The organism is Saccharothrix australiensis (genome assembly GCF_003634935.1).
GTDB classification, from domain to species: Bacteria; Actinomycetota; Actinomycetes; order Mycobacteriales; family Pseudonocardiaceae; genus Actinosynnema; species Actinosynnema australiense.
The window spans coordinates 5,181,058-5,193,359 of the sequence record NZ_RBXO01000001.1; the positions used below are offsets into that span (position 1 = coordinate 5,181,058).

At 74.4% G+C, this 12,302-nt stretch carries 6 protein-coding genes and 1 pseudogene; 3 read left to right on the forward strand and 4 right to left on the reverse strand.

Annotated features, from left to right (window positions below; translation table 11 throughout):
- Positions 1–29: 29 nt before the first annotated feature.
- Positions 30–3,323 (reverse strand): S8 family serine peptidase, encoded by a 3,294-nt coding sequence (locus C8E97_RS21965; protein WP_147455202.1) that lies wholly within the window; start codon positions 3,321–3,323, stop codon positions 30–32.
- Positions 3,324–3,796: 473 nt separating this feature from the next.
- On the opposite strand from C8E97_RS21965, the gene C8E97_RS21970 reads away from it, so the two are divergent.
- Positions 3,797–6,664: an AfsR/SARP family transcriptional regulator gene (locus tag C8E97_RS21970; RefSeq protein WP_246019066.1), complete on the forward strand. Its 2,868-nt coding sequence runs from the start codon at positions 3,797–3,799 to the stop codon at positions 6,662–6,664.
- 62 nt (positions 6,665–6,726) lie between these two features.
- Here C8E97_RS21970 and C8E97_RS36865 read toward each other — a convergent pair.
- Positions 6,727–7,080 (reverse strand): annotated as a pseudogene (locus C8E97_RS36865) (alpha-glucosidase C-terminal domain-containing protein); the annotation flags it as partial.
- Between the two features lie 227 nt (positions 7,081–7,307).
- On the opposite strand from C8E97_RS36865, the gene C8E97_RS21980 reads away from it, so the two are divergent.
- On the forward strand, positions 7,308–8,663 hold the full coding sequence (locus C8E97_RS21980; RefSeq protein ID WP_246019067.1) for a cytochrome ubiquinol oxidase subunit I: 1,356 nt from the start codon (positions 7,308–7,310) through the stop codon (positions 8,661–8,663).
- A complete protein-coding gene (locus C8E97_RS21985; RefSeq protein ID WP_121007396.1) occupies positions 8,660–9,679 on the forward strand; it encodes a cytochrome d ubiquinol oxidase subunit II in 1,020 nt (339 codons plus the stop codon). The genes C8E97_RS21980 and C8E97_RS21985 overlap by 4 nt, the downstream gene beginning before the upstream one ends.
- Positions 9,680–9,716: 37 nt before the next feature.
- On the opposite strand, the gene C8E97_RS21990 is transcribed toward C8E97_RS21985, so the two are convergent.
- Together C8E97_RS21990 and C8E97_RS21995 are read right to left on the reverse strand one after the other, a co-directional pair.
- Positions 9,717–10,565 (reverse strand): alpha/beta fold hydrolase, encoded by an 849-nt coding sequence (locus C8E97_RS21990; protein ID WP_121007397.1) that lies wholly within the window; start codon positions 10,563–10,565, stop codon positions 9,717–9,719.
- Positions 10,566–10,825: 260 nt separating this feature from the next.
- Positions 10,826–12,151 (reverse strand): M20/M25/M40 family metallo-hydrolase, encoded by a 1,326-nt coding sequence (locus tag C8E97_RS21995; RefSeq protein ID WP_121007398.1) that lies wholly within the window; start codon positions 12,149–12,151, stop codon positions 10,826–10,828.
- Positions 12,152–12,302: the final 151 nt, after the last annotated feature.

Below are 12,302 nucleotides of genomic sequence, written 5' to 3' on the forward strand. Positions count from 1 at the left end.
CCGCCCGCCCGTCCCCGTGGCACTCCCGGTCAGCGCACGGCGAACAGCCTCGTCATCGTCTGCTCGATCCGGTTGCCGGCCGCGTCCGCGGCCACCGCCCGGACCGACAGCGCACCGTTGGCGTGCAGCGACGCACCCGGCACCGTGGCGCGCTGCACCGCGCCGACGGCGGTCGTCGGCAGCCGCCGCCAGGTGGCCCCGTCGTCCGCGGACACCTCGAAGGCGAACTCGCGCAACGCCGGCGTCCCGCGCGACTGGAGCAGCGTCGGGCGGATGTCGAAGGTCAGCGGCCGGCCCGCGACCGCCTTGCCGTCCGCCTCCAGCTGCGGCTGGTAGTCCAGCACCAGGGCGTCGGGCTGGCTGGTGCCGCCGTCGGGGCCCGGCTCGGACGAGGTGAACGTCCAGCGACTGGCGGCGGTGTGGGACGTCGGGTAGGACGCCGGGTCGAGCCGGACGAACGCGTCGAGGGTGTACCGGGTGGTGCCCTGCTCCGCCGGGAGGAAGCCGGTGAAGTCCGGGACCTCGCCGACGAGCCGGCCGTCCCGGTACAGCTTCAGGTGCGCCTGCGCGACCGGCGACCCGTCGAGGCGGCCGACGCCCGCGCCGTCGCCGTACCGCGATTCGAGCTGGAGCAGGTCCGCGGTGCGCCCGAAGTACGGGATGTGCCGCAACGGCATCAGCCGGTTCACCGCGATCCGCTCGCCGGGCTGGTGGACCGTCGCCGGCGTGCACAGGTACGCGACCGGCGGCTCGTGCGCGGTGACGCAGTGCGTCCAGCGCACGTTCGGGCCGGCCGTGACCGCTTCCACGCGGCGTGCCGGCAGTTGCAGTTCGTGGCCGGTGTGGAAGGCGGACGGGACCACGTCGCTGTCGAAGGCGCGGGTGTCGTACGTCCGGCCCGCCTTGCCGAGCGCGCGGTAGGTGATGGTCTGCTGCGACAGCCGCGCGGCGTCGGCCGGGGTCAGCTGGTGGTGCGGCCGGTCCGGCACCCGGTCGTCGGTGAACACCAGGTCGTAGAGGTTCGGCCGGCCGGCGAGGCCGTCGGCCAGCAGCCGCCACCGCGACGTGAGGACGAAGCGGCCCGCGGTGACCGGTTTCGACGGCTGCACGAACAACCGGCCGGCCACGTCGGGGTCGCCCCCCTGCGGATCGCCCCGGAACAGGGAGTACAGCAGGATGTTGTTGTTCGGCGCGACGCGGGAGTAGTACAGGTCCTGCTGCGCGACGCGGGTCGAGGCCCCGTCGACGCCCGCGGTGGCCGCCACGGCGAGCCGCGCGTCGATGTCGACCGACGTGTCGGCGGTGACGTCGACCTGCGGGTTGCCCGCCGCCGTCAGCGATTCCGGCTCCGTGCCACTGCCGGGCGTGCGGATCTGCGCGGAGACCTGGTAGGGCCCCGGCGGGATCCGGGTGCTGCCGCGGCCGTGCTCGTCGAGGCGGACCGTGTAGTGCCGGCTGAGGCCGTCGGTGATCGGGTACACGTCCACGGCGCCGCCCGCCCAGGGCGCGCCGTTGCGGTCGACCACGCCGACCTTGAGGTCGTAGCTCTCCGCTTCCTTCTCCAGGCCCACCGGCAGCCGCACCAGGGGGCTTCGCGCGCCCTGCGGGGTCACCGACAGCACGCCGTCGTACTGACCGGGTCCGCCCGGCGCGGGGTCGAGGGTGACGGTCGCGGTGGCGGTGCCGCCGGCGGGCACGGTGACCGTGCCGGGCGAGACGGTGAGCATCCCGGCCGGTGCGGGCGTGGCGGCGGGCAGCGCGCGCAGCGACGCGGTCAGGTCGACCACGTGCGGCGCGGCGCCGTGGTTGCGCAGGGTCACGGTGCGGGTCAGGGGCCCGGTCTGCGGGTACTTCCACAGGCCGAAGTCGAGCGTGCTCGGCTCGGCGACCAGGGGCGTGGTCGTCGCACCGGCCAGGTCCAGGCTGCCCGCGCCCTGGTCGAACGCCGTCAGCCCGGCGTTCGGCAGCGGGGTGGCCGTGCCGACGAGCGCGCCCTTGAGCTGCTGTGCGCTCCACTCCGGGTGCTGCTGCGCGAGCAGCGCGGCGGCGCCGGCGACGTGCGGCGTGGCCTGGGAGGTGCCCTGCATCGTGGTGTACGGCCCCGGCTCGCCGCCGGTGCCCTCGGCGCGCGCCGCGGTGATCTCCTCGCCGGGCGCGACCAGGTCGGGCTTCAACCCGGACCGCCCGATCGCGGGTCCCCTGGAGGAGAACCAGGCGATCGCGTCCGTGCGGGTCGTCGCGCCGACGGTGAGGGCCGACTCGGCGACGCCGGGCGAGTCGATCGTGTACTGGCCCCAGCCCCGGTTGCCCGCGGCGACCACGAACAGCGCGCCGGAGGTGGCGGACAGCCGGTCGACCGCGTCGCGGAGCGGGTCCGGCCCCTCGGTCGCCCGGCCGCCCAGGCTCACGTTGACGACCTTCGCGCCGCGCGCGGTCGCCCACTCCAGGCCCGCGATGACCCAGGACGCCTGGCCCTCGCCGTTCGCGTCGAGCACCTTCGCCGAGAGCAGCCGCGCGTCGAACGCCACGCCCTTGCGCGCGCCGCCCGCCGCCGCGCCGGTGCCCGCCACGATCGACGCGACGTGCGTGCCGTGCCCGGCCTGGTCGGCCGTCGTCCCGCTGCCGGTGAAGTCCTCGCTGGTCACCTTGCCGGCGAGGTCGGGGTGCCCGGCGTCGACCCCGCTGTCCACCACGGCCACCGTGGTGCCCGCGCCGGTGAGGCCGGCCGACCACGCGCCCGGCGCGCCGACCCTGGTGAGGTTCCAGTCCAGCTCGCTCGCCCGGACCTTGCGGTCCAGCCGGATCGACGTCACGCCCGGCAGGGCCGAGCGCCTGCCGTCGGCGGTGGTCGCGCCGACGCCGCCGGCGAGCCGCGCGCCGACCCCGGCGGCCTCCGACTTCGGCAGCCGCACCGCGCTCGCCCCGATGGCGGGCAGCTCGCGCGTCGCGCGCAGCGCCGGGTCGACCGCCTCGGGCCGGATGCCGCCCGGGTGCCCGACGATCAGCGGGAGGCTGTCGGCGCGGGTGTCGTCGTAGCCCATCTCGACCAGGCCGGTGACGTCGAACAGGGCCGGGTCCAGCACGTCGGGCACCAGGTGGGCGACGTCGTCGGGCACGATCCGCACCCGATCGCCCGCGCGGTGGGTCCGGAACCCGACCGGGCGGCCGTCGCGCGGCGCGGGCAGCACCTGGAAGTCCGGCCCCGCGCCGCCGCCCACGCGCACGTCCACCCGGTCACCGGTGATCAGGGTGACCCTGGTGGTGGCCGGCGCGGGCGACGACGCCCCCGCGACTGCGGCGGACGCCCCGCTCGGGACGACCACCCCCGCCACCAGGGCGGCTGCGGCGAGCGAGGAGGGAAGTCTTCGACCTGACACGGATGTCCCCCGTCCGAAGAGTCGAAATCGCGATCACCTCGACCTTGGCACGGGGTGATCCGCGGCGGATCGGGCCGGGGGCGGCGGGATGTGTGATCCACATCGCACCACGGCGAACGCCGCGCCACCCGTCGGTCACCCGGCGGCAGGCGCTGCCCGGATCGCCGCTGTTCGTTCGGTCAGGGGTCACACGTTCGTCCACTGTGGACATAAAGGCCGTGACACGACAGTCGTCCACAAAGGACTTCGCGCGGTGGTGCGACGCCGCCCGCACCGCCGGGACACCGCGAGGCGACCTCGGCGCCCTCCTCCTCCGAAGGCGTATCGTCATGCTGCGATCTGCGACTCGCTGTGCCCGTACCGGTACTCCATGCGGTCGACGGGTCGCCGCCGGTGGTGTCGAGTGCCAGGGGTGTGGCGTGGAGATCCGTCTGCTGGGTCCGGTGGAGGTCGTGGTCGACGGTGCGGTGGTGGGGGTGGGGTCGCCTCGGCAGCGGCACGTGTTGGCGGTGTTGGTGGCGGAGCCGGGTCGGCCGGTGCGGCCGGAGGTGGTGGCGCGGCGGGTGTGGGGTGAGGGGGTCGGGCGGGTGCCGCCGTCGTTGCACACCTACATCTCGCAGTTGCGGCGGGTGTTGGGGCCGGTGGGGGTGGTGATCGCGCGGGAGGGCGGGGGGTACGTGTGCGGGGTGGAGGCGTCGGCGGTGGACGCCCACCGCTTCGCCGACCTGGTCGCACGGGCCCGTGCCGCCGACGACGCGGAGCGGGCGGTGGGGTTGTGGGAGCAGGCGTTGGGGTTGTGGCGGGGTGAGCCGGTGGCGGGGCTGGACACGCCGTGGGCCGTGCGGTGGCGGGCGCGACTGGGTGACGAGCGGGCGGCGGCGGAGTCCGACCACGTGGACGTGTTGTTGCGGGTGGGTCGGCACGGCCAGGCGCTGCCGGTGCTGGCCGCGCGGGTGCGGGAGCGGCCGTGGGACGAGCGGGTGGCCGGTCAGTACCTGACCGCGTTGTACCGGTCGGGTCGTCAGGCCGAGGCGTTGGCGCACTACGACCTGGTGCGCAGGCGGCTGGTCGAGGAGCTGGGCACCGACCCCGGCCCCGACCTGCGCGAGCTGCACCACCGCATCCTCACCGCCGACCCCGGCCTCGCCGCCCCACCGGACCCGACCACCAGACCGGACCCGACCACCGCGGCACCGCGGTCACCGGCCCCCGTCCCGCGGCAGTTGCCGCCGGCCCCGCCGTACTTCGTCGGCCGCGCCACCGAACTGGCGAACCTGACCGACACCCTCACCGAAGCCACCCGGCACGGCGGCACCGTCGTCATCTCCGCCCTCGCCGGCGCGGGCGGCATCGGCAAGACCTGGCTCGCCCTGCACTGGGCCCACCACAACCTGCATCGCTTCCCCGACGGGCAGTTGTTCATCGACCTGCGCGGCTTCAGCCCCGACAGCCTCCCCGTCGACCCCACCGTCGCCGTACGCGGATTCCTCGACGCACTGGACGTCGACCCCGGCCGCATCCCCGCCGACCCACAGGCACAGACCGCCCTCTACCGCAGCCTCCTGGCCGACAAACGGATGCTGGTGGTCCTGGACAACGCGGCGACCAGTGACCAGATCGCCCCGCTGCTGCCCGGCGGCGCGTCCTGCACCGTCGTGGTCACCAGCCGCCGCCGGCTGACCACGCTGATCAGCCGCCACGGCGCCCACCACCTGCACCTGGACCCCCTCACCGACCACGAGGCCCACGCCCTGCTGGTCCAACGCCTCGGCACCCACCGCGTCGACGCCGAACCCCACGCCGTCACCGACCTGCTCACCTACTGCCGCGGCTTCCCCCTGGCCCTGAGCCTGATCGCCGGACGCGCCCAGGCCGAACCCCACCTACCCCTGACACAGATCGTCACCGAACTCCGGGAACCGGGCCTGGCCGCCCTCGACGACGACGAACCCACCGGCAGCCTGCCCACCGTCCTGTCCTGGTCCCACCACGCCCTGACCCCCGCCCAACAACACGCCTTCGCCCTGCTCGCCATCGCACCCGGACCCGACATCGCCCTACCCGCCGCCGCCAGCCTCATCGGACAACCACCCACCCACACCCGACGCCTGCTACGCACCCTCACCGACGCCTCACTGCTCGACCACGACCCCCACGACCGCTACACCATGCACGACCTCATCCGCGCCTACGCCACCACCACCAGCCACCACCTCGACCCCACCGAACGCGACCACGCCCTACGCCGCGTGCTCGACTTCTACACCCACACCGCCGACACCGCCGACGACGTCCTGCGCCCCTTCCGCACCCCCATCCCGCTGGACCCGCCCGTGCCCGGCGTCCAACCCCACCCGGTGCCCGACACCGCCGCCGCCCTGGCGTGGTTCGCCGCCGAGCACCCCCACCTGCTCGCCGCCCAGCGCACCGCCGCCGCCCACGACTGGCACCCCACCGTCTGGCACCTGGCCTGGACCACCAGCGGCTACCACGTCGGACGCGGACACCGCCACGACGAACTCGCCGTCTGGCAGACCGCGCTGGACTCCGCGCCGCACCTGCCCGACGCCACCAACCGCATCCTCTACGCCCACCGCAACCTCGGCCGCGCCCACGCCCGGCTCGGCCGGTACGACCACGCCATCGACCACCTGCACCGCGCGCTGCGCCTCACCGAGGAGCACCACGACATCACCCAGCAGGCCCACACCCACCAGGCCATCGCCCTGATCTGGGAACACCAACAGGACTTCCGGCAGGCACTGCACCACAGCACCCGCGCCCTGGAACTGTTCCGCACCGTCGACGAACCCGTCTGGCACGCCAACGCCCTCAACTCCGTCGGCTGGTTCGCCGCCCGCCTCGGCGACCACGACACCGCCCGCGACCACTGCCGCCAGGCCCTCACCCTCCTGCGCCGACACCACTTCCCCGAAGCCGAGGCCAACGTCCTGGACAGCCTCGGCTACATCGACCACCACACCGGCCACCACCACCAGGCCGTCGAGCACTACCAGCAAGCCCTCGCCCTCTACCGCGACCTCGGCAGCACCGACCTGGCCGCCGACATGCTCGACCACCTCGGCCACCCCCACACCGCCCTCGGCCAACACCACCAGGCCCGCACCGCCTGGACCGAAGCCCTCACCCTCTACCGGCAACAAGGCCGCCACGACGACGCCGCCCGCGTCCAACGACAACTCGACGCCCTGGACCGACCGACGCCCACCGACACCGACCCCGGCACCGGCGCTGACACCGGCACTGACACCGGCACCGGCTCCTGAGCCGGCACGTCGACGGGCCCGGCTCGGCCGGCGTCCGACAGCCCCAGCACCGCGAACCCGCGAGCGGGCAGCGACACCGCGTGCGACGAGCCGGTGATGGGCGTCGCCGGACCACCGCCGAGCAGGTCGACCGGCGTCTGCGCCGCGATGCCCGACCCGGTGAGGTCGACCGTGACCCGCTGCGGCGTCGCCTGGTGGTTCAGCACGACGAGCGCCCGGTTCGAGCCGTCGCGGCTGGTGCACGCGAAGGCGTGGAACCGCTGGTCGCCGTCGGTGGGCAGGCGGACCCGCGAGCCGGAGGGGGCCGGCGCCCGACCCCCTCGGTCGTCCACCCGTCCCCCGCCGGTCTCCCCGACCCGCGGCGCGAGCGCGGCGGGGGGCGAAGCACCCGGCCGGCCGCGACCCACCTCGGCCATTCCGGTCGACGAACCCGATCACCCTCACCGCCGAACGTGGCCTCTTCCGAGCGCCGCCCGGCTCGGCGGTCCCGTGCGCGAGGCTGCCCCGACCCGGTGAACCGGCCCCGCCGGCGGGCGCGCGGGACGTGCTCCGAGTGGCGGTGGTGCGGCGGACCGGTTGGTATCTCCTGGCACGGGTACACACCGCGGGGTACGCCCGGGCACGCGAGGTGAAGGGGGTTCATGTGGCCGCGTTGGGGCTCGTGCTGGCGGAGACCTCGGGGAACCTGTTCCCGGCCCGCACGCAGATGGCGTTGTCTCTGGGCTGGCACATCGTCTTCGCCTGCTTCGGCATCGCGTTCCCGGCGATCGTGGTGTTCACCGAGTGGCGCGGGCACCGCCGGGGCGATCCCGTGCTCACCGGGTTGGCCCACACCTGGGCCAAGGCGATGGGCGTGCTGTTCGCCGCCGGCGCGGTGTCGGGGACGCTGCTGTCGTTCGAGATGGGCATCCTGTGGCCCGGCCTGATGGACCGGTTCGGCCAGGTGTTCGGCTTCCCGTTCGTGCTGGAGGGCTTCGCGTTCTTCGTCGAGGCCATCTTCGTGGGCGTGTACCTGTTCGGCTGGAACCGGCTCTCGCCGCGTGCGCACATGCTCAGCGCACTGCCGATGGTGGCGGCCGGCATCGCGGGCGCGTTCTTCGTCGTCTCCGCCAACGCCTGGATGAACAACCCCACCGGGTTCGCGCTCGACGCCGACGGCGACGTGGTCGACGCCCGGCCGTGGGCCGCGATGTTCGGGCCCTCGACGTGGCCGCAGTTCGTCCACATGTGGCTGGCGGCGTTCATGGTGACCGGTTTCCTGATCGCCTCGGTCTACGCGGTCGGGATGCTGCGCGGCCGGCGCGACCGGCATCACCGGCTCGGCCTGCTCATCCCGCTCACCGTCGCCGCGATCGCCACCCCGGTGCAGATCGGGGTGGGCGACTGGATCGCCAACGCGGTAGCGGACAACCAGCCGGCGAAGCTGGCCGCGATGGAGGGCCAGTACGAGACCACGGCGGGCGCGGGGCTGTCGTTCGGCGGCGTCTACCGCGACGACGCGCTGCACTACGCGCTGGAGATCCCCTACGGGCTGTCGCTGCTGATCCACCACGACCCGGACGGTGTGGTGCCGGGGCTGGAGGAGGTGCCCGCCGACGAACGGCCGCCGGTCAACGTCGTGCACCTGGCCTACAACGCGATGGTCGGCATCGGCACGGCGCTGTTGCTGCTCGCCGCCTGGTTCGGGCTCGTGTGGTGGCGTCGGCGGCGGCTGCCGGGCACCGACTGGTTCCTGCGGGCCGTGGCCGTCTCGGGCGTGGGCGCGGTCGTGGCGATGGAGGCCGGGTGGGTCACCACCGAGGTCGGCAGGCAGCCGTGGATCGTCTACGGGCTCATGCGCACGGCCGACGCGGTGAGCCCCGCGCCCGGCCTGGGCTGGGGCCTGGTGGCGGTGCTGGCGGTGTACGCGGTGCTGACCGCGTTCACCGTCGTCGTGCTGCGCCGGCTGGCGCGCGGGCGCGACACGCTCGCGCCGCAGGAGGGCGGTGTGTCGCGATGACGCTCGCGGAGGCGGTGCTGGGCGCCGCGTTCGTCGGCCTGGTGGCCTACGCGCTGTTCGGCGGCGCGGACTTCGGCGGCGGCGTGTGGGACCTGCTGGCCGGCGGCACCGAGCGCGGGCGGCGGACGCGGGACCGGGTGGAGCGCTCGATCGGCCCGGTGTGGGAGGCGAACCACGTCTGGTTGATCTTCGTGCTGGTGGTGCTGTGGACGGGGTTCTCCGGCGCGTTCGCCGCCGCCGTGACCACCCTGTACCTCCCGCTGACGCTCGCCGCGTTCGGGATCATCGCGCGCGGCGCGGCGTTCGCCTACCGCAAGAGCGTCGGCACGCCGGGGATGCGCCGCTTCTTCGGGGCGGCGTTCGCGCTGTCGTCGCTGCTCACGCCGTTCTTCTTCGGGGCGGTCGTCGGCGGGGTCGCCTCCGGCCGCGTGCCGCCGGGCATCGCGGGCGGCGACGTGGTGCGCGGTTGGGTGAACCCGACCTCGTTCCTCGGCGGCGCGCTCGCCGTGCTGGTGTGCGCCTACCTGGCGGCGGTGTTCCTGTGCGGCGACGCCCGCCGCGACGGCGAGCACGACCTGGCCGAGGCGTTCCGCCGCCGGGCGCTGGTGACCGCCGCCGTGACCGGCGCGGTGGGGCTGGCGGGCATCGCCGTGCTGCGCGCCGACGCGCCCCTGCTGTTCGACGGGCTGACCGGGCGCGGGCTGCCGGTGGTGCTGCTGTCGGTGGCGGCCGGGCTGACCGCGCTCGGCCTGCTGCTGGCCCGCCGCTACGCGGCGGCGCGGATCGCCTCCGCGGTCGCCGTCGCGGCGATCCTCGTCGGGTGGGCGGTGGGCCAGTACCCGTACGTGCTGCTGCCGGAGCTCACCGTGGAGGAGGCCGCGACGGGCCGGTCCACCCTGCTCGCGCTGCTCATCGCCCTGGCCGTGGGCGCGCTCGTGCTCGTGCCCGCCCTGGTCTACCTCTACGTGCTGTTCCAGCGGCCCGCGCCGACGTCCGGGCCGGAAGGCCGGGGGTGACGCGCGGGCCGGGCGCGCCCGACGGAGGAGGGCGGGTTCAGCACAGCTTCGCTATCTGCGCCGCCACCTCGGCGGGGCTCTCCAGCGGCAGCATGTGCCCGGCGTCGGCGACCACCACGGCCTCCCCGCCGACCGCGCCGGCCAGCGCCCGCGCGTCGGACTCCGGGCACAGCCGGTCCTCGTCGCCGACGATCGCGACCACCGGCCGCTCACCGGCCACGGTCAGCGCGGCCTCCCGGTCGTACCGGTCGACGGCGGGCCGGAACAGCGCGACCGTGTCCGGCCAGTGCGCCCGCACCATCTCGGCGGTCAGCTCGACGTCCTCCGGGCGCGGCTCGTCCCCGAACAGCCACCACCGCAGGCCGGCGGTCTTGGCCGGCTCGATCCTCGCCCGGATGGTCCGCACGAGCGGCCCGAACGCCCGCTCCAGCTCCCGGACCAGCTTGCCCACCGCCTTGGGCCACGCGAGCGACAGCTCGGCCGGCCCGGTGACGGCGGTCGACACGAACACCACGCCCGCCACCCGCTGCCGGTAGAGCCGGGGCCGCCGCTCCGCCATCGCCATCGCCGCCATGCCGCCCATCGAGTGGCCGGCGACCACCACCCGCCCCTCCGGCACGAGCCGTTCGACCAGCTCGCCGAGGTCGTCACCCAGCCGCTCGATGGACGCGGTGCCGGGCGTGGCCGGGTCGGACCCGCCGTGCCCCCGGTGGTCGTAGCTGATGACCCGCACGGACGCCGGCAGCTCCGCCACCACCCGGTGCCAACTGCGGTGGTCCAGCGCGTAGCCGTGCGCGAGCACCACGGTAACCCCGGCATCCGACGCGCCACCGACCCGAACGTTCAACTCGGTGCCGTCCTCCAGCCGCACCCGCTCGGTCGCCACACACGCCTCCCGTCGTCAACCCCCACCCGCTCCAACGACCAGGCAGACAAGACGTCACGGTGCCGCCCCCCACTCCCCTCTTGCCGCCCTCCCCTCTCCCTGCTCTCCCTTCCACACGCACCCCGCGAGGCCGCGTCGGGTTGTCGCGCCTCATTTCCCGCCGATCACGCTTTTGGATCGGCGGGAAATGAGGCGCGATGGCCCGACTAAAGGGCGGCCGAGCCCGCCGCGACGAAGTCGCGGCAATCCAACACAGCAGATCAGGCGCTCCGCAGGAACCGGTCCAGCACCCGGACGCCGAACTGGAGCGCGTCCACCGGCACCCGCTCGTCCACCCCGTGGAAAAGCCCGGAGAAGTCCAGGTCGGCGGGCAACTTCAGCGGCGCGAACCCGAAGTTCCGGATGCCCAGCTGCTGGAACGACTTGGCGTCCGTCCCACCGGACAGCATGTAGGGCAGCACCCGCGCGCCGGGGTCCTCGGCCGTGATCGACGCCGTCATCGCGTCCACCAGCGCGCCGTCGAACGTCGTCTCCACCGGCGGCAGCCCCAGCCACTCGCGTTCCACGTCCGGCCCGAGCAGCTCCGCCAACTCCCGGTCGAACGCCTCCTCCCGGCCGGGCAGGATGCGGCAGTCCACGGTCGCCTCGGCGACCGACGGGATGACGTTCGCCTTGTAGCCGGCGGTCAGCATGGTCGGGTTCGCGGTGTCCCGGATGGTCGCGCCGATCATCCGCGACAGCGCGCCCAGCTTGCCGATCGCGCCCTCGATGTCGTCCTCCGGGAACTCCAGCCCGGTGATCTCCGAGACACCGGCCAGGAACTCCCGCACCGACGGCGTGAGCACGACCGGGAACCGGTGCTGCCCCAGCTTGGTCACCGCCGCGGCCAGCTTCGCCACCGCGTTGTCGTGGTGGATCATCGACCCGTGCCCGGCGGTGCCGCGCACCCGCAGCTTCAGCCAGCGGATGCCCTTCTCCGCCGTCTCCACCAGGTAGGCGCGCACGTCGTCCTTCAGCGTGATGGAGAACCCGCCGACCTCGCTGATCGCCTCGGTGACGCCCTCGAACAGCTCGGGCCGGTGGTCCACGAGCCACTTGGCCCCGTACACGCCGCCCGCCTCCTCGTCGGCGAGGAACGCGAACACCAGGTCGCGCGGCGGCACCACGCCGTCGCGCTTGAAGCGACGCGCCACGGCCAGCGTCATCGCGACCATGTCCTTCATGTCGACCGCGCCGCGCCCCCACACGTAGCCGTCCTGCACCGCGCCGGAGAACGGGTGCACCGACCACTCGGACGCGTCGGCGGGCACCACGTCCAGGTGCCCGTGCACCAGCAGCGCGCCGCGCGAGGGGTCGGCCCCGGCCAGGCGGGCGACGACGTTGCCACGGCCCTTCGCACCGGACTCGACGTAGGTGGTCTCGTACCCGACCTCGGACAGCCGCTCGGCCACCCACTCGGCGGCGGCGCGCTCCCCGACCAGCGTCTCCGGGTCGCCGGTGTTGGTCGTGTCGATCCTGATCAGCTCGCTGGCGAGGGTGACGACCTCGTCCTGCGCCACCCGGAGGCCCTCTTCGACGTTGCTCACCGGGCCTTCCTACCACTGCGCGCGGCTGTGTTGGATTTGCCCTCCTTCGTCGGGCGGCTCGGCCGCCATTGAGTCGGCGGCTCGCGGGGCGGATTCCCCCGATCGAAAAGCGTGATCGTCGGAACCCGCGCCGCGAACCACCGACGCGGCT